This is a genomic window from Candidatus Merdisoma sp. HCP28S3_D10, assembly GCF_052065835.1.
Lineage (GTDB): Bacteria > Bacillota > Clostridia > Lachnospirales > Lachnospiraceae > Laedolimicola.
On the sequence record NZ_JBQHTG010000008.1, the window covers coordinates 1 to 24,757 of the forward strand.

Genomic DNA, 24,757 nt, shown 5'->3' on the forward strand with positions numbered 1-24,757 from the left:
GGTGGAAGTGTGGTAACACATGGAGCTGACTGTTACTAATAGGTCGAGGGCTTGACCAAGAGTGTGAAGCGAAAGCGGAACGCGAAGCGTCATAGGATAGAAAATGTCTAAAGAGATATGCAGTATATAGTTTTGAAGGTACAAGGAAGTACCTGAACACTTGACAGAAGCCGGGTGATCAGGTATTATGGTATCTGAAATTGATATTCCTCGATAGCTCAGTGGTAGAGCGTTCGGCTGTTAACCGAAATGTCGTAGGTTCGAGCCCTACTCGGGGAGCTTGAAAACCCTGTAAGCGTTGCTTACAGGGTTTTTGTTATGTTCCGAATCAAGCTGATTATTCAGCCTGATTTTGTTCCCAGGGCTGCAGCGGCGCCAGAAATCCGGCTTCCTGCAATTTACTCTGAATCATATCCAGACGTTCCGGGGTATCGGCGTCCACCAGATGATAGTGATAGCCAGAGGTAGCGCTGCTTAAGACACTGGAGCGGCTATTTTTCAAAGCATCCAGAAATTCATGAACATCCTGCCGGGAATGGACATCCATATCGGCAGAGATCCGGCCATAGAGACGATGGCTGATGCTGACATTCCGGATGTGGCCGCCGTAATCTACGATAAGATTCATTTCCGTTTCTGCCTGCTCCGGCGTATGGCAGACCTTAAATTCTCGGGAATTGCCGTTGTCCTGCTGGATAATGTAGCCGCGGGTGGTAGACAGAATGCCGGGTGTAGAGACGCGTATCACGGCCATATCCTGCACAATCACCTGGCGGCTGATACCAAAATGAGCAGCCAGATCCTTGGCAGCGATAGGGGCTTCAGCCTTCTTTAATATCTGTAAAATTTCATTTCTGCGCTGTGCGGTTGTCATGATGCGGAGAACTCCTTTCTTGCTCATAAAACTGTTTCTTTATTGTAACATCTGGCAGGACAGGTGGCAAGACAGTTAGAAGGATATTTTTTGCATATTTTTGCACATTCCGGTTTTGTGAGAGAATGTCATGTGATATAATATTTCTAAATGAGCAAGGTGAAGCAAAAGCAGGAAAGGGGGAAGAAACCGAATGAAAATCGTAGTACTGGATGGATATACAGAAAATCCTGGCGATCTGAGCTGGGCAGAACTGGAGAAGCTGGGAAATGTAACCGTGTATGACCGTACCTCTCTGACGGACGAAAAAGAAGCCATCGCGCGTATCGGGGATGCGGAAATCGTGATTACCAATAAGACTCCGATCACCAGAAGGGTGCTGGACAACTGTCCCTCTATCCGCTATATCGGCGCGCTTTCCACCGGTTATAACGTGATAGATTATGTCTATGCGGGAGAAAAAGGGATTCCGCTGTCCAATGTGCCGGGCTATGGTACGGAGACCGTAGCACAGTTTACCTTTGCGCTGCTATTGGAAATCTGTCATCATGTGGCGCATCATTCCGAAGCAGTCCATGGGGGACGTTGGGAGAAATGTCCGGACTTCTGTTTCTGCGATTATCCGCAGATTGAGCTGGCCGGAAAAACCATCGGCATTATAGGCTTCGGCAGAATCGGCCAGCAGGTGGGAAGGATTGCGAAGGCCTTTGGAATGAAGGTGTTGGCACATTCTCCGCACGAGTGTGACAGCGGGAAAGAAATAGGAACTTATGTAAACTTAGAGACGCTGTTGGCGGAATCTGACATCGTTTCGCTGCATTGTCCGCTGTTCCCGGAGACCGAGGGAATCATCAATCAGGAAACCATTGCGAAGATGAAGGACGGCGTTATTATTCTGAATAATGGCCGGGGTCCGCTGATTGTGGAGCAGGATCTGGCTGACGCGCTGAACAGCGGTAAGGTACTGGCGGCAGGCGTGGACGTGGTAAGCGCTGAACCCATTAAGGGTGACAATCCGCTGCTGACGGCAAAGAACTGTATGATTACGCCCCACATCGCCTGGGCATCCAAAGAGGCCCGTCAGCGCATTATGGACTGTAGCGTGAATAATGTGAAGGCCTTTCTGGCGGGCAAACCGGAGAATGTGGTGAATCATTTTCAATAAATATTTTTAAGAAAACCCGAAAAAAGCCTTGCAAACATCTGGAAAATATGATAATATAATCGGGCACGGCAAATAAAACCGAGCTAAAGCCCGCCCAAAGGGGCAGATAAATAAGGCTCCTTGGTCAAGCGGTTAAGACATCGCCCTTTCACGGCGGTAACACGGGTTCGATTCCCGTAGGAGTCATTTATATCTTGACGGATTGCTTCCGTTATGATATAATATAACAGTTGATGGCGACATAGCCAAGTGGTAAGGCGTGGGTCTGCAACACCCTGATCACCAGTTCAAATCTGGTTGTCGCCTCTATTAGAAGAAGAGTTTAAAGCCTATAATATTCAGGTTTTAGGCTCTTTTTTGTTATTGAGATATGGACAAATACGCAAAATACTTTGTAGAACCCGGAAAACTGTAGTATACTAAGCAGAGAGAAGAAACGGCGCGGGAACAGCCGGCCGGATTAGAAAAGGGAGGAATCTATGAAATTTAAGGAAAAATATCTTGCGGGCGATCTGCCCTTTGAAGCCATTGACAAATACATCGAGGATTGGGGAAACAGCGATGAAACCTGTACCTTACGGGAGTATCTGGGCTTGAATGAGGAAGAAGAGGATGTCTGGATTTCCGACAGTGATGAGGCACTGATGGAGCTGTTGGACAGACAGAAAAAATAGCAGTGATGAAACAGGACAATAGAAGAAAAGGAGATTCAAATGGAAAGCAGAGTACAGAAGACACTGGAAAATCATGCGAAGGGATATAACTGCGCGCAGGCAGTGGCATGCGCGTATTGCGATCTGGTAGGAATGGATGAGCAGACCGCATTTAAGGCTACGGAAGCCTTCGGCGCAGGTATGGGCGGTATGCAGGCCACCTGCGGAGCAGTATCGGGAGCAGTGTTCCTGGCGGGACTGAAGAATAGCTGCGGAGATTTGGAAAATCCGGTATCCAAGGGAAAAAGCTATCAGCTGTCCAAAAAGATTGTAGCGGCATTTCAGGAGAAAAACGGTTCTACCGTCTGTAAGGAGCTGAAGGGTGTGGAAACCGGATGTCCCTTACGTTCTTGCGACGGCTGTATCGAGGATGCGGCTGCGATTGCAGAGCAGGTATTATTTGCGGAGGAATAAGATGATACAGATCCGGGTAATGCGGCTGGAGGAAACGGAAGAACCGTCCGGGGCAGCCAGACGGTTGCTTTATTCTGCCCTGAAAGCGGAAGGCGTGATATCGGAAACGGAAATTCAGGTGGAAAAGGACGAAAAAGGAAAACCCTGTCTGAAGGATTACCCGGATATTTTTATCAGTATTTCCCATAGCGGTCCCTATGTGGCCTGTGCTTTTGGGGATAAGCCTGTGGGCGTGGACATCGAAATGTGGAAAGAACACCGCCAATGGCGGCGGATTGTGGATAAGCTTCACCCGCGGGAGCGGGAATGGATTCGCGGCTTTTGCGGCGGGGAAATAACGGAGAAAACAAAAGAGCCGGTACAGGCATTTTGTGATCTCTGGGTGCGGAAGGAAAGTTTTCTGAAGGCCATCGGAGAGGGACTGCGTGTGCCGTTGGGGGCTTTCGACACGACGGGAGTCCTTGTGGAGCAGAAGCTTCGCCCGGAGGATTATCAGGTGAAAGATTGCCGGATACCGGGTGAAAAGGTCAGCATGGCAGTCTGTGCGCAGGCAGGGGAGCCGCCGCAGGAGATAGAGATCAGATATAAAAATCAGCGGCTTTTTGCTGGATCTTTCCCGGAGCCTCTGGTAAAATGAGGAAAGTAATGAAAATAGCAACGGGAAAGGTTGCAGGGAGGCTATCATGGCGGACGAAAAAAGAAAAAAGAAAATGAGCAAAAAATCAATCCCGCTTATGGTTGTATTGGTGATTTGCATCGTGGCGCTGGGTATCAGTATCTGGCAGTTATCCAGTATTTTCCTGGAATATAAGGCAGGAACCGATGAATATGATAAGCTGCAGACCTATGTGTCAGGTGATCCGGCAGAAGAGCCGGAGCAGACGGCGGAGGAAGCAGACGCTGCAGAGGAAGACGGCGCAGAAGAAGAGAACGGGACCGAAGAACAGGTACAGCGCGTGGCCATCAGCGAGCTGCAGTCCCAGAATCCGGATACGGTGGGCTGGATTCAGATCCCGGGTACGCAGATCAGTTATCCGCTGATGCGCACCGGCGATGATTCCTATTATCTGAACCATACCTTCAGCAAGAAGGTGAACAGCGCGGGAAGTATCTTTGTGGAGACCTTAAACAGCGGGGATTTCACGGACTTACATACGATCATCTATGGACATAATATGAAGAACGGTTCTATGTTTGCGGGTCTGAAGGAGTATCGCTCTGCGTCTTATCTGGTGGCGCACCCGAATATCTATATCGACCTGGCGGACGGAACTCATGCTTACCAGATTTTTTCAGTATATGAGGCAGAGGCAGACAGTGACAGTTATACCATCGGCTTTGCTCCGGATGAGGTTTATGAGGAGTATCTGAACACCATTAAGGGGCGTTCCCAGTATGATACCAGCGTGACGGTAACGAAGGAGGATTCCATCATTACCCTGTCTACCTGTACCAGACAGGGGGAAAAACGGTTCCTGGTGCATGCAAAGAAATTATATTAGGTTGCTGTGAGTATCGTGGACAGGAGGGGTAATTATGGCAGCAGAGGATAAGATAAAGCTTCTGAAGCAGTATGTGGAGGAAAGCAGCGCAATCGTATTTTTCGGAGGAGCCGGTGTGTCTACGGAGAGCGGAATTCCGGATTTCCGGAGTACCGACGGCCTCTACCATCAGGAGTGGAAGTATCCGCCGGAGACGATTATCAGTCACAGCTTTTTTCTGCGGAATCCGGAGGAATTTTACCGGTTTTACCGGAAGAAGCTGCTCTGTCCCGATGCGAAGCCCAATGCGGCGCACAGGAAGCTTTGGGAGTTGGAGGCGGCTGGGAAGCTGAAGGCTGTGGTGACTCAGAATATTGACGGGCTCCATCAGATGGCCGGAAGTAAATGCGTCTATGAGCTCCATGGCTCTGTACACCGGAACTATTGTCAGAAATGCGGAAAGTTCTACGATATGGATTATATGCTTCACTCCGAGGGCGTTCCCCGGTGCGAGTGTGGCGGTATCATCAAGCCAGACGTGGTACTTTACGAAGAGGGGCTGGACGATGCGACCATCCGGGGCGCGGTGCGGGCCATTTCCCAGGCGGATATGCTGATCATCGGAGGCACGTCCCTGGCGGTGTATCCGGCAGCGGGATTGATCGATTATTTCAACGGAAAGCATCTGGTGGTGATTAACCGGGACGCGACGCCCCGGGACGCCAGCGCGGATTTGCTGATTCAGGGCAATATTGGAGAGGTTCTAAGTGGAATATAAGGTTGGAGATATTGTAAAATTAAAAAAGGCGCACCCCTGCGGAAGCTCCGAGTGGGAGATCTTACGGGTAGGAGCGGATTTCCGTCTGAAATGTATGGGCTGCGGCCATCAGATTATGATTGCCAGACGGCTGGTAGAGAAGAATACCCGGGACGTAAGGAGACCGGAGGCAGACGCAGGCATTTAGCGGATTTTTTACAGGAATGTACAGAATTATGCTTTTACGCATAGTCCTGTACATTTTTTTTGCGAACAAAATAAAAAACAAGTGAAAAAGTATAGAAATCCTTTTGACAATGTACTATAATTTCCCTGACGGTTAGTTTTAATTAACTAACCAAAGAAAAAAAGGCGTTGGTCTATGCAGTTATAGTCATCAGGAGGAAGTTATGTTTCTTACCATCAACAACATTAAAAAATCGTTTGGCTCCGGCGACAGCCGTATCCAGGTGCTGAAGGGCATTGACCTGTCTTTGGACAGGGGTGAGTTCTGCGTGCTGCTGGGTCCCTCCGGTTCCGGAAAATCCACACTTCTGAATATCATCGGCGGCATTGACGCGGCGGACGAGGGAGATATCTGTATCGAGGGTGAGCGGATGGCCGATATGAAGGAGAAGAAGCTGACGGCTTACCGACGGAAGCACTTGGGGTACATTTTCCAGATGTACAATCTGATTCCCAACCTGACCGTCCGGGAAAATATCGAGGTAGGCGCGTACTTAAGCGATAAGCCCCTGGACATAGATGAGCTGCTCCGCACGCTGGGACTCTACGACCATCGGAAAAAGCTGCCCAATCAATTGTCCGGCGGGCAGCAGCAGCGGACCGCCATCGGCCGCGCCATAGTAAAAAATCCGGATATCCTGCTCTGCGACGAGCCTACGGGAGCCCTGGATTATCAGACCTCCAAGGATATTCTGAAGCTGATTGAAACGGTCAACCAAAAATACGGGAATACGGTCATCATGGTTACCCACAATGACGCCATCAAGGATATGGCGGATCGGGTGGTGCGGCTCCGGGACGGTATGATCCGTAAGGATTACCGGAATGAGCACAGGATTCCGGCAGAGGAGCTGGAATGGTAGGAGGAACAGTGCAAGATGAAAAATCCGCTGCGTAAGCGTCTTCTGCGCGAGCTGAAAAGCGAATTTGGAAAATATCTGGTTATTTTCCTTTTGCTGGCCGGAACCATCAGTCTGGTATCAGGCTTTCTGGTGGCGGACGGCAGTATGATCATTGCTTATAACGAAGGATTTGAAAAATACAATATCGAGGACGGCAATTTCCGGTTGGGTGAAAAGGCCAATAAAGCCCAACGGAAGGCCATTCAGGAACTGGGCGTCACAATATATGACTTATTTTACGCGGAGGAGGCTCTGACCAACGACAGCACCTTACGTATCTATCCGAATCGGGATCAGGTGGATCGGGTCTGCCTGATGCAGGGAGACATGCCGACGTCGGCAGACGAAATTGCCATCGACCGTATGTACGCGGATAATAATGGATTGTCGGTGGGCGACAGGCTGGAGAGCAGCACCCGTTCCTGGACCATTACCGGACTGGTGGCCCTGCCGGATTACAGCTGTCTGTTTTCCGATAACAATGACAGCATGTTCGATGCAGTGAAATTTGGCGTAGCGATCGTGACGCCGGAGATGTTTGCTGATTTTGGCAAGGAGGAGCTGTACTGGAATTATGCCTGGAAATACGATGTGACGCCGGAGGAGGGCGAGCCGGAACAGGACGCCGCCGAGGATCTGATGCAGGGAATTTTAAAGGAAGCAGATCTGGAAAAATTTGTGCCTGCCTATCAGAATCAGGCCATCCAGTTTACCGGTGACGATATGGGAAGCGCCCTGGTGGGGAATGTCCTGGGGTATACCTGCCTGAAGGAGGTCTGCGCAGCCATGTATTACGGCAGCTACAGCCTGCCTACCTATGTGACTGTCTGGAATGGAGAAGCCTTTGTGGAAACTACGGTGATTCCCATGCTGCTGATGATGGCGGTCAATTATCTGGTGCTCCGCCGGAAACTGAGCCTGTCGCCGCTTAAATTTCTACGGCGGGATCTGAGCCGCAGGAAGCAGAAGCATGCCGTGCCGCTGAGCCGCCACATTCCCTTTTTTACCCGGTTCCGCTTAAGAGTCATTTTCCAGAATGCAGGCAATTATCTGATTCTTTTTATCGGAATCCTGTTCGCCAATATGCTGCTGATGTTCGGCCTGGCCCTCCCGGCAGTTCTTGATCATTATCAGGCGGAAATCGAACAAAACCTGCTGAGCAAGTATCAGTATATCCTGCAGGTACCCTATGACGCCATGAATGAGGATAAGAAGCTGGAAAGTATGATTTCCATGCTGTATTTTCAGAGTGAGGTGGAGACGGAAAATGAGGACGCTGAGAAGTTCAGCGCCTATTCCCTGAATACCCCGGAGGAGCCCTATAAGAAGGAAAGCGTGGCTCTCTATGGATTACAGGATCACAGCCGGTATATTCCCCTGGGATTTCAGGACGGAGGCGTGTACGTGTCCTCGGCTTACGCGGAGAAATATCTTCTGAAGCCCGGCGATGAGATCACTCTTTATGAGGAATACGGAACGGACGCTTATACCTTCCGGGTAGACGGGATCTATCATTACGAGGGAGGGTTGACTGTATTCCTGCCCCAGAAACAGCTAAACGCTCTGTTTGATCTGGGAAATGATTACTTCAGCGGCTATCTGTCGGATACGGAGATTACGGACGTGGATGAAAAATACATCAGTTCTGTCATTGATGCGGAGACTCTTACAAAAATTTCCAGGCAGCTGAACGTATCCATGGGAGGAATGATGGGGCTGGTCAATGGGTTTGCCATACTGATGTTTATGGTGCTGGTCTATCTGTTGTCGAAAATCATCATTGAAAAGAACGCCCAGTCTATCTCTATGACGAAGATATTGGGATATTCCAACCGGGAAATCAGCGGATTATATCTTATGTCAACCATCTTGATGGTAATTCTGTTTTTACTGATAAGCCTGCCGGTGGAATATGAGATTATGGTGGTACTGTTCCGCATGATGATGTTGAGCAGTATCAGCGGCTGGATTACCTTCTATATCGGGCCGGAGATCTATGTGAAAATGTTTGTGCTGGGCTTTGTGACATATCTGGCGGTGGCCCTTCTGGAATACCGGAGAATTCGGCATGTGCCCATGGATGCGGCCCTGAAAAATGTGGAATAACTGGAGGAGTGAGATTATGGACGGAAAGAAATTACTGCGGCAGAAGCTGGCACTGCTCCTGGTTCTGCTGGCAGTGGTGACAGCCGGTGCGACGGTCAGTCTTAGCCTGAAAAAAACGAAGACGACGGAGGAGGAAAAGGCGGCTTCCGGGGAGATGGCGGCAGGCAGTGCTTCCGGAAGTAGTTCCGAGGATACGACGGAACATCGGGAATCATCTCTGGAAAAGGATAAGACAGAAATGGTTTACATAAAATCAGATCCAGAGGGAAACACCAAAGAGATCACAGTGGAAACCGCACTGAAGCATACCTCCGATGGAGCGGATATTTTAGATCAGAGCAATCTGAAGGAAATCCGCAACACCAGGGGAGACGAGGAATATACGCAGGGATCGGACGGAAGCCTTATCTGGGAAAATCATGGTGAGGATATATCCTATAAGGGAACCAGCGACGCAGAGCCGCCGGTCAGGGTGAAGGTCAGCTACTACCTGGACGGGGAGCAGATAAGTCCCGCAAAGCTGGCAGGAAAGAGCGGTCAGGTCAAAATCCGTTTTGATTATGAAAATACAGCCACCCAAACCGTGACGGTAAAGAAAAAAGCCTGCGAGGTGCAGACGCCGTTCCTGGTTATGTCGGCTCTGGCACTGCCTTCCGATACCTTTTCCAATATTCAGGTAACCAATGGCAAGCTGATGAATATGGACGACCAGAATCTGGTCATTGGTTACGCCATGCCGGGGCTGACAGACAGTCTGCAGCTGACCGGATATGAAGTGACGGAAGATATCGACATTCCTGAATACGTGGAAGTGACTGCGGACGCGAAAGAATTTGAGCTGGAATTTACCGCCACCATCATTACGCCGGGCCTGCTGGAGGAGCTGGACACAGACGATCTGAAGGACGCGGACGACTTCGCGGACGGTATGGACGATCTGAAGGACGGGGTGGAGGATTTGGACGAGGGCGTCGGCGAGCTTTATGACGGCCTCAAGGAATTTGATGGTTATCTGGACGAATATACCAGCGGGGTGACGGCGCTTCGGGATGTCGTGAATCAGCTGAAGGACGGAGCCGGGAAGCTGAACGCGAACAGCAAAGCCCTGACTGACGGCGCGGCGGCTCTGCAGAGCGGGCTGGAGCAGCTAAGCGCAGCCCTTAGCGCGTCAGATGGAAAAACGGGAGAATCCGGAGAAAGCGGCAGCCACCTTTATACAGGTACGGAAAAGGTTGTCGAAGGGGGTACCACCCTCTGCACCGCAGGCGGCGAGCTCTATGATGGCTTTGGCGAAGCCCTGGACGGCGTCAGAGAACTATGCGACGGCGTCCGTGACTTCAAAGGCGATGGCATTGCCGAGCTCACCAAACTGGGTGGCTCCGACTTCCGTAATGTGATCAACCGCCTGCGTGCAGTGAAGGAAGCCGACGATAGCTACGATAGCTTTGCGGGGCTTGCCGAGGGCAAGACCGGAAGCGTACGCTTTATCGTAGAGACGGAAGAGATAAAGAAATAAAAAACAGCGGCTGCGGAAAATTTTTTCCGCAGCCACGTCCATTTTAGCCTAATTCTATTTCAAAGCTTCCAGATAGCGTTCCGCAAGCGATCCCTTCATCGGTACGCCAAGCTCCGGCAGCACTGCATCCAGTGCCTTCATCACAGCCGTAAGCTTCTCCACACGGGCGTTTTCACCCATGTGCCCGATCCGGATTACCTGGCCCTCCAGCACGTCGAAGGAGCCGGCCAGCATTATATTGTGCTGCTCCCGCATTGCCGTCAGAATCGCTGCAGCCGTAGTTCCTTCCGGAACATCAAAGACGGATACCGTATTGGAATATCCGTTCCGTGTATGCAGCTTCAGCCCGCAGGAAGTGAGCGCCGTCCGGACTGCCTGGGCGATTTTCGCATGCCGCTCCAGGATGGTCGTATCTGCCTTAATATTTTCAAAGGCTGCCCGTAATCCCCGGATATCGCTGATGGGCATGGTATAGGGGAACCACTGCTTTTCAAAATAGCCGTCGAAAGTCATCAGATTCGCGTAGAACGAAGCAATCGGCGTCTTGCGCTCCTTCATAGCTGTCCACGCAGCAGGGCTTACCGTCACAAAGGTCAGTCCCGGAGGGGCGGAAACCACCTTCTGGGAGCCGCCGCAGAGGAGATCGATCTGAAAATCGTCTACCCGGACCTCTTCGCCGAACATGGCGGAGACAGAGTCCACGACGGTCAGAATGCCATAGGATTTTAAAAGGGGACAAATACGGGCGATGTCATTGAGTACGCCGCTGGGGGTGTCGCAATGAACCACGGTAGCGTATTTAAAATTGTGATCCTGCTCCAGATAAGCCGCCAGAGCGGTTACGTCTACAGTCTCCAGATAATCCACGGTATAGAGTACCGGATCCCCGCCGTACATTTTCACAAAGTCCGCAAAGCCCTTGCCGAATACACCGTTGTCGATGATCAGCACCCGGTCGCCCGGCTCGGTCAGTCCGGCGCAGGCTGCTTCCAGGCCCAAGATCCCCTCGCCGCCCAGAATCAGCGCCTCGTTCTTGGTATAAAGCAGGGCGCTGATGAGCTCGCAGGTCTCCTTATAGAACGTATAAAAGTCCGGATCCAGATCCGGATTGGTACAGGGCAGGCTTCTGGCTGCCAGCACATTTTCCCGGACCTGTGTAGGCCCGGGCGTCATAATTTCGTACATGTAAACTCTCCTTTGAATGTGTGAAACTTTATTACAGTCTCTTCTGAACGGTAACTCTCAGACGCTCCGCGATCGGGATCACGATAATTGCTGCTACGCCAATCTGTACCAGGTTACCCGGAATGGACGTCATCGGAGCAATCCAGTTGCCATAGATGAAGCCTTCCGCGATGTAGTAGCCAACTACCTTGATGACGCAGGCAATGGCGATAGCCAGGGTATTCCAGCCGTAGCCGTGATGCTTCCCGGTGATAGCGCCTACGGTAAAGCCCATGAGACCTACGATCACGAAGGTGAACGGAGCCCAGAGATACCAGCCGGACAGCAGGTCAAAAAGCCCCATTCCAAAGGCTCCGGCCAGAGCTCCGGTGCGGCGTCCGAAGATGATAGCGGCCAGGAAAAGAGGTACATTTCCCAGATGAATCAGTCCGCCGTTGGCTGCGATAGGCAGGCGAAGGTTGACAAATGCAGTGAAGATATAGGTGAGCGCAATCAGCATTGCGTCGATAACGAGTTCCCTGGTGGTGATGCCGGTTTTTTTAACGGCAACTGCTTCTGTGTTCAGCATAGATAAATTTCCTCATTCTTTCCCAGCAATGTTCTGCTGTTGTTAGCTGCTACTATACGTGCAAACTGGTATTTTTGAAATAGCCAGTTTTTAATAAAACAACCAGTCCAGTTATAAATATCATATAAAACAGACGGAAAAAGTGGGAAAATAGAATAAGTATTGTAAAATCACGGATTATACGGTATGATGAAAAAGACAAAAGGGTCGTGCAAAGGGGGAGACAACATGGAGGATCAGAGCAAAGCAATCGTAGAGGGCAAGCCGCTGGAGTATCCGGAGATTGTGCAGGATACCATAGAGGTAGAGTTTCCGGAGATTACAGATTTTGTGAGGAATATGAAATTGAAGAGCGGAATATTTGGATTTCAAAAAGAAGACGTCTATGAAAAAATGCAGCAGCTGAATAAGATGTACCAGAGTCGGGCCCAGCAGATGCGGGATCAGAACCGGGGACAGCTAAAGCAGCTCCGGAAACAGCAGCAGGAGGAGCTGGAGGATATGAAGGCACGTCTGTCTGCGGAGCAGAAGGAAGCCTATGACCGGATGCAGGAGCAGATTGCGGCGGCCCGGGTGGAGATCCGCCGGGAAATGCAGGAGCAGATGCAGGAAAAAGCGGATAAGCAGAAGCGCGAGCTGACGATGATCAGCGAGGAGCTGGAGCGCCTGAATGAGCGTTTCTTATTGCTGAAGACCAGAATCGGAGAACTGGCAGAACAGGAGTAAGCAGGATACAGATGAAGAAAGAACAGCTTCAGTCGGTGGACGGAATACTGGAGGAACGAAAAAGACGTCTGTACGGACGTCGGGAATTCCGGCGGTTTGTGGTGGAATGTGTGGTGCTGGCAGCGTTGATTTACGCGGCGTTTCATTATGTGATCGGTCTGGCAGTGGTCAGCGGAAGCTCCATGGAGCCGGGGCTGACCGACGGGGAAGTGGTGCTTTTCTACCGGCTGGACGAATCCTATCAGACCAATGATCTGGTGATTATCCATCGGGCGGACGGTGTGGAATATATCAAGCGTGTGGTTGCGGAGCCGGGGGACGTGGTGGAGCTTTCCGAAGAGGGAGAGCTTCTGGTCAACGGAAAGCTGCGGGAGATATCCACAGCGGTGGGAAAAACCCAAAGTACTTCGGCAGAGGTGACCTATCCCTATACGGTTCCGGCGGACAGTTATTTTGTGTTGGGAGATAACCGGGAAAATTCCAAGGATTCCAGGAGCTTCGGGGCGGTAAAGGCGGCCGATATCACCGGACGGGTCTTTGTGTATATGGGAATGACGAGATAATAAAATTGCCCGGGAGATAATGCGTATGAAAGGAAATGTCACAGCGATTCAGAGAGGCTTCACCTATGAACAGGTCAGAAGCGTATGCAGGGTGCTGGTACAGAGCGAAAAGATAAAAAATGTAGAAATTACGTTAAATACACCGGACGCCCTTGGGATTCTTTCGAAGATTGCGGAAGAATTTCAGGGGGCGTTAAATATTGGCGCCGGAACGGTGATTACCTTCCGGGATCTGAAGCAGGTATTGGAACGAGACATAAGCTTTGTTCTCTCGCCCACCGGCTATACGAAAGAGATGATAGAATACTGTCATGAAAGAAAGGTGACGGCAATTCCGGCGGCTCTGACGCCAAGTGAGATTCTGACACAGTTTGAAAACGGCGCGGACATTGTGAAGGTATTTCCGGCCAATGAATTTTCCAAAGGGTACGCAAAGAAGGTATGCGAGCCTCTGGGAAATTATCCGCTGATGGCGGTTGGCGGAGTCAACGCGGAAACGGTAAAAGAGTATCTGGATGGCGGGTATCAGTATGTGGGAACCTGCTGGGGGCTCTTTAAAAAGCAGGATGTTCTGGAACAGAATGAAGCCGGTATGCTCCGGTCGGTCAGAGAATTTGAAGCCCATATGCAGACAGGGAACTGATGGTATAAAAGTTTCCTATAAAATGAGGAGTGCCCCGACGTACCAGGTACGCCGAGGCTATTATGAAAAAATTTATCTATATGTGTAGTGAAAACTTTTTAAACGGTTAAGGAATTCGTTCCTTAACTTGTTTTTAGTATAGCAATGAATTATGAACAAAATATGAATAAAATGTGAACTTAATGTAAAAGCGTACAAAAACCAGAAAAATCTCACGAAAAACAGGGTAAAATAAACAAAAAAGCCAGAAGTGCGGGAAAAATGGCTTCGGCAAAACGCAGAGAAATGATGGGAAATATATGGAAAAAATCGTGCAGTCCGCACAAAGCGGAAGAATGTCCGCGAGCAGCGGAATTTTGGAAAAATGTCCGTGACAGAAGAAGTCAGGGATAAGAAGGAAAGTACGCGGAAAAATACAGGAATACCACTTGTATACAGGCGGTGTGGAATGATAAAATAGAACTAACTAATAGTCTTGCAATAAAAGGGGTTAAAAATGGAAAAAGACGCAACCAGACCGGTCTATATTATCGGTCATAAAAATCCGGATACGGATTCTATCTGTTCGGCGCTGGCATACGCTTACCTGAAAAACACGCTGGAGGGAGGCGGTTATATCGCAGCCCGGGCGGGACAGCTGAATCAGGAGACCCAGTATGTCCTGAATTTCTTCCAGGCAGAGGCGCCGGTGTACGTGGCCGACGTTATGACCCAGGTGAAGGACATCGAGATACGAAAGACAGAAGGCGTGCAGGGCAATCTGTCCCTGAAGCAGGCGTGGAACCTGATGCGCCGTATCGGGGCGGTGACACTGCCGATTACCAGGGAACGCAAGATCGAGGGACTGATTACCATCGGTGATATCGCTACCTCTTATATGGACGTACTGGACAGCAAGATCCTGGCTCAGGCCAATACCCAGTATAGGAATATCATCGACACTCTGGAGGGCACCATTCTGGTGGGAGATCCGGAGGATTATTATAACCGGGGTAAGGTGCTGATTGCCGCAGCCAACCCGGATCTGATGGAGGATTACATAGAGGAGGGCGACCTGGTGATTCTGGGTAACCGCTACGAATCCCAGCTCTGCGCCATTGAGATGCGGGCAGGATGCATCATTGTCTGCGAGGGAGCCAAGGTTTCCATGACCATCAAGAAGCTGGCACAGGAGCACCATTGCGTGGTAATCAGCACGCCCCACGATACCTTTACGGCGGCACGTCTGATTAACCAGAGTATGCCGATCCGGTATTTTATGAAATCCGAGAATCTGACGATTTTTAATGTCAATGAGAAGACCGACGACATCAAGGAAATCATGGGTCAGAAGCGTTACCGTGATTTCCCGATTGTAGACAAGGACGATAATTATATCGGTATGATTTCCAGACGAAACCTGTTGAATCTGAAGCGGAAGCAGGTCATCATGGTGGATCACAATGAGGAGACCCAGGCGGTGGACGGTCTGGATCACGCGGAGATTCTGGAGATCATCGATCATCATCGTCTGGGAACCCTGGAAACCATGTCTCCGGTATTTTTCCGGAATCAGCCCCTGGGCTGTACCGCAACCATCATGTATCAGATGTATCAGGAGCGGGGCGTGGAGATTCCGAAAAAGATAGCGGGACTTTTGTGCGCGGCTATCATATCTGATACGCTGATGTTCCGTTCCCCCACTTGTACCGTGATTGACAAGGGGGCGGCAGAGCATCTGGCGCAGATTGCGGGCGTGGAAATCGAGGATCTGGCTGTGGATATGTTCTCGGCAGGCAGTAATCTGGGTTCCCGTACAGCAGAGGAGATTTTCTATCAGGATTTCAAGCGCTTCAATGTGGGAAATGTGGAGTTTGGCGTAGGTCAGATCAACTCCATGAACGCAGTGGAGCTGGAGGAGATTCGCGAGAAGCTGGTTCCCTATCTGCCGGTGGCTCACCGGGAGAGCGGTCTCAATATGATTTTCTTCATGCTGACCAATATCATCAAGGAGTCTACCGAGCTTCTCTGCTACGGACCCAATTCCGATACGCTGGTCCGGGAAGCATTCCAGCTGCCTGAGGATGGCGACAGCTATGTGCTGAAGGGACTGGTATCCCGTAAGAAGCAGCTGATTCCTTCCCTGGCAGGCATGATTCAGCAGATGGAAGAAATGCGGTAATTGGAATATTATGGAAAATAGAACGGCACATAAAAAACAGCACTGGAGAGCAGGCAATATGCTCTACCCCCTCCCGGCAGTTATGGTAAGCTGCGCCAGGGAAGGAGAAAAACCGAATATTATTACAGTGGCCTGGGCCGGAACGGTATGTTCCGACCCTGCCATGGTATCTATTTCCGTAAGGCCGAACCGTTACTCCTACGAGATCCTGCGGGAGACAGGGGAATTTGTCATCAACCTTACCACAAAGGCCCTGGTGAAGGCCACAGATTACTGCGGCGTGCGCTCCGGCCGGGACGTGGATAAATTTGCGGAAATGCATCTGACGCCGGGAAAAGCGCAGCATTTGAAATACGCGCCCACCATCGAGGAGAGCCCGGTGAATATTGAGTGCCGGGTAACCGAGGTAAAAGAGCTGGGAACCCATCATATGTTTCTGGCAGAGGTGCTGGGCGTGACGGTGGACGAGGCTTATCTGAACGAAAATGGGCGTTTTGAGCTGAACAGCACGGGCCTGATTGCCTACTCTCACGGAACCTATTTTACCCTGGGGCAGGAGGTTGGCACTTTCGGCTACAGCGTACGGAAGAAGCCAGCCAGGAAAAAAGTCAGCAAAGGAAAGGGCAAACGATGAAAAAGAACGTGGTACTGATAGGAATGCCGGGAGCCGGAAAGAGCACCATCGGAGTCATTCTGGCGAAAATGATGGGAAAGGATTTTATTGACGCGGATCTGGTCATCCAGAAGGAGGAAGGCCTACTTCTGAAGGACATCATCAAGCGGGACGGCCCGGACGGCTTCCTGGCGGTGGAGAACCGGGTCAATGCGGGCCTGAATCCTGCCAACGCCGTCATTGCCACCGGAGGAAGCGTGGTGTACGGAGAAGAAGCCATGCGGCACCTGGGAGAAATCAGCGTGATTGTGTACCTGCGGCTTTCCTACCAGGCGGTCCGTTCAAGACTTAGAGACGTAAAGGGCCGCGGCGTGGTGCTGCGGGACGGGCAGACCCTGCATGACCTGTATCTGGAGCGGGAAGGACTGTATGAGAAATACGCGGATGTGACCATCGAAGAGGATGGACTGAACGTGGAAGAAACCTTAGAAAAGACTTTACAAGCCCTAGAAATGTTGGTAAAATAAAAAATATTACAAAATTATTACACCTCGGAGCCGATCCGGGGTGTACTTGAGATTAAAGAAGAATCGGACGAATGAAAAAAAAGAAATTATTTTGGAATAAAAAATCACAGCTGGTATTTGCGGAATCTATGATGATTACCTGCGGCTGTATGCTGCTGGGCGTTCCCCTGATCGGAAGCGGCTTCGGAAGCGGCAACAGCTATTACGAGGTTACGCTGGCGGGTAAGACCGTGGGTTCCGTCCGGAATCCCTCCGTGGTGGAAAACGCGTTTCTGCAGGCCAGAGCCCGTATCTCCCGGGAGACCGACGGACTGGTGCTGGCGGACGTGGAATATGAGCTGGATAAGGTGCCGAAGATTTTCGGCTCTACCATGGACAGCGAGACGCTGACCGACGCCTTCTACAACGAGCTGAGCCAGGTGGTGGCAAAGGCCAAGAAGAAGGCGTATCTGATGAAGATCAATGAGTTCACGGTGACGCTGGGAAGCTATCAGGACGTCATGGACGTGCTGTATGCCACCAAGGATCGGTTTGATACGGAGAATGAGTTCCAGATCAATATCGTGTCTGACGCGGCCCGGGATCTGAATGTATATACCGTAGAGGTGTCCCGGCAGAATACGGCTGAGGAGACGGCGGAAGAAATGGCCAAGCTGGGCGGTATCGCCGGCATTGGAGAGGCCTGCGCGGGCGTGGGCGAATATGATGTGAGCCAGGCGGTGGAGAGCGTCATTACCAAGACGGTTACCGAGGAGGACGTGCAGCAGGAGAATGCGGAGGAAAAGGCGGAGACCCAGGTGGAGGGCGACGGCCTGCGTTCCGTGGATTTTGCGGAAAAGGTGGAGATTGCCGAGGCTTATGTGTCACCGGATGAGATTACGCCGACCAACGAGGCTGTGGATCTGGTGACGAAGGATACGGCCAAGAATGAGATCTATGAAGTAAAGGCAGGGGATACCCTGTCTGTGATTGCCAACAGCAACGGTCTCCGTGTAGCGGAGGTGCTGGCGCTGAACGAGGGCATGAGTGAAAATACGGTGCTTCATGAGGGCGATGAGATTATTATTACCGTACCGGAGCCGGAGCTTTCGGTAAAGACAGTGGAGGAGTCCACCTATCAGGAAGAATACGATGCAGAGGTGCAGTATATCGATAATGACGAATGGTACACCACGAAGACAGAGGTGCGCCAGGAGGCACAGGCCGGATATCATGAGGTAACGGCCATGATAACAAAGAAAAATGGCGTGGAAGAGAGCCGCGATATTATTGCGGAAACGGTTCTGCAGGAGCCGGTTCCCAAGATTGTGGAGCGCGGAACCCAGACGCCGCCGACCTATATTAAGCCTATTTCCGGCGGACGCTTTACCTCCGGATTCAAGAGACGGTGGGGCCGCATGCATAAGGGTGTGGACTGGGCGTGCCCGATTGGTACGGCGGTTATGGCCTCCTGCGGCGGTACAGTGGTGCAGGCCGGCTGGTTCAGCGGATACGGCAACTGTATTACCATCCGTCACCCGGACGGCAAGCAGACCCGGTATGGCCACCTGAGCAAGATTCTGGTATCCTCCGGGCAGAAGGTAACCCAGGGACAGAAGATTGCGCTGAGCGGCAATACAGGACGAAGTACGGGACCCCATGTACACTTTGAGATTATTATCAATGGCAGTCAGGTAAATCCGCTGCCGTATCTGAACTGACAGAAAAAAACAGCCCGGAGCCAACGCTCCGGGCTGTTTTTGTAGAATAGGAAATTCCGATAGAATTCCCTATTCTACAAAAGAAAGATGCGCACTCGGCGCAAGAATGTGCCAAGGGCACATTCTTATACCACTTATACCACCGAAAATCCTTTATTTTTCAGGCAGACCTCAACCTCGGCTGTATCCTGGGTCTGGAATACCAGGACGGGTTTGCCGGACGCGCGGTTGAAGGACAGGTAGATGTAGTTGATATTGATGTTGCTTTCGGACAGGGCCTTCAGAAGCTTATTGAGGTTACCTACCTCGTCTTCCACCTCCACGCCGATGACGGAGGTCAGCTTGCACAGGTAACCCACAGCCTCCAGGGCTTCCATAGCCTTCTTTGGATCGGAAACAACCATGCGGTTAATGCCGTATTCAGCGCCGTCATTGGTGCAGGAGCCCCAGATATTGATATTTTCCTGGACCAGCACTTCTGTGATATTCTGCATGGTGCCCCTCTTATTCTCGGCATAGATCGATAACTGCTGTAACATAATAAAACTCCTCTCTTCAAAAAAATATAGATTCAGGAAACATTCCCTGGAACTTTAGAACTTTGCAGTGCGAAACTAATCCCATCATAACACAGGCCGCCGTATTTTACAATGGTATTTAAAAATAGATTGTGCTATACTGGTTACAATTTAAGGAACTGATCATATAGAAATGGAACAAGTGATAAAATAAGTATAGCATATGGAAGAATTAAAAGCATTATTGGAAAAATATTTAAATGAAAATCTGGAGCTGATTACCTTAAGCGCGCCGCGAAAGGGCCGGGAGGAAGGAAAGGCCCGGATCCGTCCGGTGCTGCTGCGGGAGGAACTGAAATTTCAGACCGAGATTTTCCGGGGTCCCAAGGCCTTTCATGAAAATCTGGATAAAGCCGAGGCGGCCGAGCGGATTGCGGAACTGATGACGGACGTGTTCTGCCAGCTTCAGCTGCAGGCAGCCGCAGGCCAGGTGACCGCGCTGGTGAGCAAGAAGGGCAAGGTTACGGTAAAAGAAAAGCGCCAGCCAGGGAAACAGCTGCCCGGTGACGAAAAGAAAAGCGTAAAACGGGAGGAGCTTGCACATAATAAGAAAAAGCGCTATCTGCTGGAGGAGGGACGTCCGGTGCCTTTCCTGGTGGACTTAGGCGTCATGACCACCGAGGGAAAGATCGTCCACGCCCGTTACGATAAATTCCGTCAGATCAACCGTTTCCTGGAATTTGTGGAGGATATCCTTCCGGCGCTTCCGAAAGGCAGGGAGCTGACCATTCTGGATTTTGGCTGCAGAAAATCCTACCTGACCTTTGCGATTTATTATTATCTGCGGGAGTGCCAGGGGCTGGATGTGCGGATTATCGGCCTGGATCTGAAAGAGGACGTCATCCGCAAATGCAGCGAACTCAGCCGCAAATATGGTTATGATAAACTAACCTTCCTGCAGGGGGACATTGCCGGATACGAGGGCTGCACTCGGGTAGATATGGTCGTGACGCTGCATGCCTGCGATACGGCTACGGATTACGCCATTTACAAGGCAGTAAAATGGGGCGCCAGTGTCATTCTGTCAGTTCCCTGCTGTCAACATGAGCTAAATCGGCAGATAGAAAATGAAACTCTGGCTCCGATTCTGAAATATGGCCTGTTAAAGGAGCGTATCGCGGCCCTGGCGACGGACGGGCTCAGGGCAGAGCTTCTGGAGCAACAGGGCTATGAGACACAGTTGCTGGAATTTATCGACATGGAGCATACGCCGAAAAATATTCTGATTCGCGCGGTGAAACGGAAGAACGGAAAGAAAGCGGGAGCAGCGTCGGAAGCGGCTTTTGAGGCCTGCGCGGAAGCCCTGCATGCAGACCTGACATTGGAGAAGCTTCTGAATGCGGGCGCGTCTCCGGCAGAGAGCTACCGCGCCAGACGCAGACATACCGAAAACGCGAAAGGAGAGAGCCGGTGAAAAAGCTAGTAATAAGAATCACGACTATCGTAGCGGCCTTCTTTTTGGGCGTGGCCGGTATGAGCTATTTTCTGATGGCGGGCAATACGGATTCTACGGCGGAAATGGCCGACGCAACCCTGCCGCTGATTTACATGGAGCGGGAGGGCCGGGAGCTGAATCTGCTCCACGGCTATACAAAGAACATGGACGCGGCCACAATCCGGGACGCGGTTTATCCGCTTCCGACGGATCGGATTGTAGATTTCCGGGTAGAGTATCCGGACGCCAAGGTACAGAAGATCAGCTATGAGGTGCGGAGCGCGGATACCACAAGACTGGTAGAGGACGGCGAGATTACCGATTACAGCCGTTCGGGACGGACGCTGGAGGCAAGCCTGAAGCTGAAGGATCTGTTAGACGAAAATGAAGAGTATCTGCTGGTGATCCGCCTGGGTCTGGAAAAGGATCGGGAAGCATATTATTACACACATGTGAAGAAAACAGGGGAAAATCATCTGGACGAGTGCCTGGCCTTTGTGGACGAGATTCACAGCGCCCTGTTTGACAAAAATAATACCGTCAGCATTGCCCAGTATCTGGAATCAGACGACAGCATCAGCAACAAATCCCTGGCGCACGTGTCGATCCATTCCAAATATAAGCAGCTGATCTGGAGCGATATGGAGGTACAGGAGCCGGACCCGGACGGAGTCCGGATGTATCTGACGGAAGTAGACGGTTCGGTAGCTTCCGTGCGGCTGGAGTATGAGATATCCTATGAAAATGACGCAAAAGAGACGGAACGTTATGAGGTGACGGAGGCCTACCGGGTCCGTTATACCCCGCAGCGGATGTATCTGTTGAATTATGACCGGAAGGTGGATAGGATTTTTGATCCGACCTTGGAGATTTTTACTAAAACCGGCGTGAAGCTGGGTATCCTGAACAGCGCGGTGGAATACCGGAAAAATGATGAGGAAAATGTGGTCGGCTTTGTGCAGAACGGGCAGCTCTGGTGCTACGATGTGGCCCAGAACAAGCTCTCGTTGGTCTTTGGGTTCCGCCAGGGCGATGACCTCCGGGGCGCGTACGACGAGCATGCCATCCGGATTCTGAAGGTAGACGAGTCCGGCAGCATGGATTTCCTGGTCTATGGTTATATGAACCGGGGAAATCACGAGGGGGAGACCGGCGTGGCCCTGTATACCTATGACGCGCTGACCAATTCTGTGGAGGAGCGGGTATTCCTGGCCGACACAAAATCCTTTGCAGTACTGCAGGCGGGAATGGGCTCGATGGCTTACGTAAATGATGCAGGACAGTTTTTCCTTTATCTGAAGGAAACGGTACTGCGGATCGACCTGAATACCATGGAGTACGAGGCGATAGACGAAGGAATCGCGGCCGGAAGCGGTATGATATCCGAGGACGGCCATCTGGCTGCCTGGCACGAAGAAAATTCCCTGTATGCGTCCCGAAATGTGGCGGTGCTGAATCTGGATACGGGCAAAAGCCGGGAGATTCAGGCGGACGAAGGATATTATATCCGGGCACTGGGCTTTATGGGTACGGACTTTATCTACGGGGAGGCCCGGGAAAGCGATGTACAGAAGGGCCTGACCGGCAACGAACTGTTCCCTATGGGCCGCATTATCATTGAAAATGAGCAAGGCGAGCTTGTCCGGGAATTTGACTATGAGGCCCAGGGAAAATATGTGACAGATATTACCATTGAGAGCAACCGGATTTCCCTTAACTGTGTCCGGAAGACTGCTGAGGGTGGATATGAGGCGGCGGATCCGGAGCCGATTACGAATAAAACCACAGAAATTGTGGAAAAGATATCTCTGGAGACCAAAAGCAGCGAACCCAAGAAACAGGAGTATTATTTTGCCCTGTCGGGCACCAGGGGCAGCGGCAAGCTGCGAACCCTGACGCCGAAGCAGGTAGTGTTTGAGGGGAACCGGACGCTGGAGCCGGAACAGGGAGCAGCGGATTCCCATTATTATGTGTACGGCTTTGACGGCACCTTTGCGGGCGCGTTTGCGTCGGCCAACAGGGCGGTGCAGACAGCTTATGACAATATGGGACTCGTCGTGGACGCGCAGCAGAATACCCTGTGGACCAGAGGCGGCAGAAAGACCCGGACAAATCTGGGAGCTATGAGTAATCCGCAGCAGAAGGACGGAGAATCCAGTCTGCAGGCGGCGCTGGAACTTCTGTTGGGAACCCGGAAGAGCTACAGCGACATCAGCGCATATCTGGAGGAAGGCTATACGCCCTATGAGATTTTATCCGCTCAGACCACGGGCCGGGTGCTGGATTTGTCCGGCTGTTCGGTGAGCATGGTTCTCTACTATGTAAGCGAAGGATATCCGGTGTTGGCGCTGGAGGGTGGAAATACCGCAGAGCTGATTACCGGTTATGATCCGCAGAATATTGTGGTGACGGATCCGCTGACCTGCGAGAGCAGTAAGCGCGGTATGAACGACAGCACAGAACAGTTTGCGGAACTGGGTAATCTGTTCCTGGTGTGCCTGCCGGAAACAGAAAAATAAAGAAAAAGCGTTCAGAATGTTTTAATATCAGGAGGAAACAGACATGGACAAGAGAATCCGAATACTGGCAAAAAATCTGGTAAATTATTCCTGTAAAGTACAGCCGGGCGATAACGTATACGTCCATTATACCGGCCCGTCCACGGAAGAGCTGGCACGGCAGCTTATCAAGGAAGTGTACGCCGCAGGCGGACGGCCCTTTCCCCATTATACAAATCCGAAGGTCCAGCGAGAAATGCTGCTGGGCTGTACGGAGGAACAGCTGAAGCTGATGGCTAAAATCGACGCGGCGGAAATGTCGAAGATGGACTGCTACATCGGCGTGCGCGGCGGAGACAATGTGTCGGAGTATTCTGATGTTCCTTCAGAAAAAATGCATCTTTATGAAACCCTGTACGCGACGCCGGTTCATCACAATATCCGGGTGCCGAAGACCCGGTGGGTAGTCTTGCGCTATCCGAACGAATCCATGGCCCAGCTTTCCGGCACCAGTACAGAGGCCTTCGAGGACTTTTATTTCGACGTCTGTAACCTGGATTATTCAAAGATGAGCGAGGCTATGAAGCCCCTGGTAGACCTGATGAACCGCACGGACAAGGTGCGTCTGACGGCGAAGGGAACCGATCTGACCTTTTCGATCAAGGATATTCCGGCCATTGCCTGCGACGGGCAGATGAATATTCCGGACGGAGAAGTGTATACCGCGCCGGTACGGGATTCCATTAACGGCGTCATCACCTACAATACGCCGTCCATCTGCCAGGGCACGACCTTTGAGAATGTCTGCCTGGAATTTGAGAATGGCAAAATCGTGAAGGCCACGGCCAATCATACAGAACGGCTGAACCAGATTCTGGATACGGACGAGGGCGCCCGCTATGTGGGTGAGTTCGCCATCGGCGTGAATCCCTATATCCTTCAGCCCATGAAGGACATTTTGTTTGATGAAAAAATCATGGGTTCCATTCACCTGACCCCGGGCAACTGCTACGACGAAGCGCCCAACGGTAATGTCAGCGCCATTCACTGGGATCTGGTGCTGATTCAGCGGGAAGAATTCGGGGGCGGCGAGATCTGGTTCGATGACCGCCTGATCCGGAAAAACGGCCGCTTCATAATACCGGAGCTTGAGTGCCTGAACCCGGAGAAATTGATTTAAGACAGAAGAACTTGGAACAATTTGAAGCTCCTGACGTTATAGTACAAGGTGGTATTATAGAAAAACAGCCCGGGAAGGAGAAAGGGGGCCCCCGGGGGGGGGCCCCCCCCCCCCCGGGGGGCCGTGGGCGGGCCGCGGGCGCCGGCCGCAAAAAATTTCAATTTAAAAAAAAAACCCCCCACCCAGATTGTCTAATTTATTGGTTT

Annotated in this window: 24 protein-coding genes and 3 tRNA genes; 23 read left to right on the forward strand and 4 right to left on the reverse strand. The window is 51.3% G+C overall.

The annotated features are described in order from the left end of the window. Window positions 1–207 precede the first annotated feature (207 nt). Window positions 208–279, forward strand: a tRNA-Asn gene (locus tag ACTNCH_RS12640). 58 nt (window positions 280–337) lie between these two features. Here ACTNCH_RS12640 and ACTNCH_RS12645 read toward each other — a convergent pair. Then, window positions 338–901, reverse strand: coding sequence for a 3H domain-containing protein (locus ACTNCH_RS12645; protein ID WP_441018383.1), 564 nt, complete (start codon window positions 899–901; stop codon window positions 338–340). A 166-nt stretch (window positions 902–1,067) separates the two neighbouring features. Here ACTNCH_RS12645 and ACTNCH_RS12650 point away from each other — a divergent pair, with 166 nt between their 5' ends. The 12 genes from ACTNCH_RS12650 to ACTNCH_RS12705 all read left to right on the forward strand — a co-directional run bounded on the left by ACTNCH_RS12650 (window position 1,068) and on the right by ACTNCH_RS12705 (window position 10,174). Beyond that, window positions 1,068–2,039 carry a D-2-hydroxyacid dehydrogenase gene (locus tag ACTNCH_RS12650; protein WP_441018385.1) on the forward strand — a complete coding sequence of 324 codons (972 nt, stop codon included), beginning with the start codon at window positions 1,068–1,070 and terminating at the stop codon, window positions 2,037–2,039. 114 nt (window positions 2,040–2,153) lie between these two features. Then, window positions 2,154–2,225: transfer RNA gene (locus ACTNCH_RS12655), tRNA-Glu, on the forward strand. Between the two features lie 49 nt (window positions 2,226–2,274). Beyond that, window positions 2,275–2,345 (forward strand) — tRNA-Cys (locus ACTNCH_RS12660). 173 nt (window positions 2,346–2,518) lie between these two features. Then, window positions 2,519–2,713, forward strand: coding sequence for a hypothetical protein (locus tag ACTNCH_RS12665; RefSeq protein WP_441018387.1), 195 nt, complete (start codon window positions 2,519–2,521; stop codon window positions 2,711–2,713). A 39-nt stretch (window positions 2,714–2,752) separates the two neighbouring features. After that, entirely contained in the window at window positions 2,753–3,166 is a 414-nt protein-coding gene (locus ACTNCH_RS12670; protein ID WP_441018389.1) for a C-GCAxxG-C-C family protein, read from the forward strand. A gap of 1 nt (window position 3,167) precedes the next feature. Then, on the forward strand, window positions 3,168–3,803 hold the full coding sequence (locus tag ACTNCH_RS12675; RefSeq protein ID WP_441018391.1) for a 4'-phosphopantetheinyl transferase family protein: 636 nt from the start codon (window positions 3,168–3,170) through the stop codon (window positions 3,801–3,803). A gap of 46 nt (window positions 3,804–3,849) precedes the next feature. Beyond that, window positions 3,850–4,668 (forward strand): class B sortase, encoded by an 819-nt coding sequence (srtB, locus tag ACTNCH_RS12680; protein ID WP_441018393.1) that lies wholly within the window; start codon window positions 3,850–3,852, stop codon window positions 4,666–4,668. A gap of 34 nt (window positions 4,669–4,702) precedes the next feature. Next, window positions 4,703–5,425 (forward strand): NAD-dependent protein deacylase, encoded by a 723-nt coding sequence (locus ACTNCH_RS12685; protein WP_441018395.1) that lies wholly within the window; start codon window positions 4,703–4,705, stop codon window positions 5,423–5,425. Then, window positions 5,415–5,612: a DUF951 domain-containing protein gene (locus tag ACTNCH_RS12690; RefSeq protein WP_441018397.1), complete on the forward strand. Its 198-nt coding sequence runs from the start codon at window positions 5,415–5,417 to the stop codon at window positions 5,610–5,612. The genes ACTNCH_RS12685 and ACTNCH_RS12690 overlap by 11 nt, the downstream gene beginning before the upstream one ends. 202 nt (window positions 5,613–5,814) lie before the next feature. Beyond that, window positions 5,815–6,513: an ABC transporter ATP-binding protein gene (locus tag ACTNCH_RS12695; protein ID WP_441018399.1), complete on the forward strand. Its 699-nt coding sequence runs from the start codon at window positions 5,815–5,817 to the stop codon at window positions 6,511–6,513. A 15-nt stretch (window positions 6,514–6,528) separates the two neighbouring features. Then, complete coding sequence (locus ACTNCH_RS12700) at window positions 6,529–8,658, forward strand: ABC transporter permease (protein WP_441018401.1); 2,130 nt, start codon at window positions 6,529–6,531, stop codon at window positions 8,656–8,658. A 16-nt stretch (window positions 8,659–8,674) separates the two neighbouring features. Beyond that, window positions 8,675–10,174, forward strand: a complete 1,500-nt coding sequence (locus ACTNCH_RS12705) for a hypothetical protein (RefSeq protein ID WP_441018403.1) — start codon at window positions 8,675–8,677, stop codon at window positions 10,172–10,174. A 54-nt stretch (window positions 10,175–10,228) separates the two neighbouring features. Here the strand turns inward: ACTNCH_RS12705 and ACTNCH_RS12710 are convergent, their stop codons facing one another. Together ACTNCH_RS12710 and ACTNCH_RS12715 are read right to left on the reverse strand one after the other, a co-directional pair. After that, the gene (locus ACTNCH_RS12710) at window positions 10,229–11,359 is read right to left on the reverse strand and encodes a pyridoxal-phosphate-dependent aminotransferase family protein (protein WP_441018405.1); all 1,131 of its coding nucleotides are present in this window, start codon (window positions 11,357–11,359) and stop codon (window positions 10,229–10,231) included. A gap of 31 nt (window positions 11,360–11,390) precedes the next feature. Beyond that, window positions 11,391–11,927, reverse strand: coding sequence for an ECF transporter S component (locus ACTNCH_RS12715; RefSeq protein WP_441018407.1), 537 nt, complete (start codon window positions 11,925–11,927; stop codon window positions 11,391–11,393). Window positions 11,928–12,155: 228 nt separating this feature from the next. On the opposite strand from ACTNCH_RS12715, the gene ACTNCH_RS12720 reads away from it, so the two are divergent. From ACTNCH_RS12720 to ACTNCH_RS12750, 7 genes are all read left to right on the forward strand, one after another. Further along, window positions 12,156–12,653, forward strand: a complete 498-nt coding sequence (locus ACTNCH_RS12720) for a hypothetical protein (RefSeq protein ID WP_441018409.1) — start codon at window positions 12,156–12,158, stop codon at window positions 12,651–12,653. An 11-nt stretch (window positions 12,654–12,664) separates the two neighbouring features. Continuing rightward, a complete protein-coding gene (gene lepB, locus ACTNCH_RS12725; RefSeq protein WP_441018411.1) occupies window positions 12,665–13,216 on the forward strand; it encodes a signal peptidase I in 552 nt (183 codons plus the stop codon). A 25-nt stretch (window positions 13,217–13,241) separates the two neighbouring features. Continuing rightward, a complete protein-coding gene (locus ACTNCH_RS12730; RefSeq protein ID WP_441018413.1) occupies window positions 13,242–13,859 on the forward strand; it encodes a bifunctional 4-hydroxy-2-oxoglutarate aldolase/2-dehydro-3-deoxy-phosphogluconate aldolase in 618 nt (205 codons plus the stop codon). Between the two features lie 496 nt (window positions 13,860–14,355). Further along, the gene (locus tag ACTNCH_RS12735; protein WP_441018415.1) at window positions 14,356–16,020 is read left to right on the forward strand and encodes a putative manganese-dependent inorganic diphosphatase; all 1,665 of its coding nucleotides are present in this window, start codon (window positions 14,356–14,358) and stop codon (window positions 16,018–16,020) included. Window positions 16,021–16,078: 58 nt separating this feature from the next. Then, window positions 16,079–16,654 (forward strand): flavin reductase family protein, encoded by a 576-nt coding sequence (locus ACTNCH_RS12740; protein ID WP_441018417.1) that lies wholly within the window; start codon window positions 16,079–16,081, stop codon window positions 16,652–16,654. Continuing rightward, on the forward strand, window positions 16,651–17,160 hold the full coding sequence (locus tag ACTNCH_RS12745) for a shikimate kinase (protein WP_441018419.1): 510 nt from the start codon (window positions 16,651–16,653) through the stop codon (window positions 17,158–17,160). Before ACTNCH_RS12740 ends, ACTNCH_RS12745 begins: the two co-directional genes overlap by 4 nt. A gap of 71 nt (window positions 17,161–17,231) precedes the next feature. Next, window positions 17,232–18,860: a peptidoglycan DD-metalloendopeptidase family protein gene (locus ACTNCH_RS12750; RefSeq protein ID WP_441018421.1), complete on the forward strand. Its 1,629-nt coding sequence runs from the start codon at window positions 17,232–17,234 to the stop codon at window positions 18,858–18,860. Between the two features lie 134 nt (window positions 18,861–18,994). Here ACTNCH_RS12750 and ACTNCH_RS12755 read toward each other — a convergent pair whose 3' ends face one another. Then, complete coding sequence (locus tag ACTNCH_RS12755) at window positions 18,995–19,399, reverse strand: amino acid-binding protein (RefSeq protein WP_441018423.1); 405 nt, start codon at window positions 19,397–19,399, stop codon at window positions 18,995–18,997. Between the two features lie 202 nt (window positions 19,400–19,601). Between ACTNCH_RS12755 and ACTNCH_RS12760 the strand changes: the two genes are divergently transcribed. From ACTNCH_RS12760 to ACTNCH_RS12770, 3 genes are read left to right on the forward strand one after another with little or no spacing between them, the layout of a single operon-like run. Then, window positions 19,602–20,852: a class I SAM-dependent methyltransferase gene (locus ACTNCH_RS12760; protein WP_441018425.1), complete on the forward strand. Its 1,251-nt coding sequence runs from the start codon at window positions 19,602–19,604 to the stop codon at window positions 20,850–20,852. Next, entirely contained in the window at window positions 20,849–23,392 is a 2,544-nt protein-coding gene (locus tag ACTNCH_RS12765) for a hypothetical protein (protein ID WP_441018427.1), read from the forward strand. The genes ACTNCH_RS12760 and ACTNCH_RS12765 overlap by 4 nt, the downstream gene beginning before the upstream one ends. Before the next feature lie 43 nt (window positions 23,393–23,435). Further along, window positions 23,436–24,551 (forward strand): aminopeptidase, encoded by a 1,116-nt coding sequence (locus ACTNCH_RS12770; RefSeq protein ID WP_441018429.1) that lies wholly within the window; start codon window positions 23,436–23,438, stop codon window positions 24,549–24,551. Window positions 24,552–24,757 lie beyond the last annotated feature (206 nt).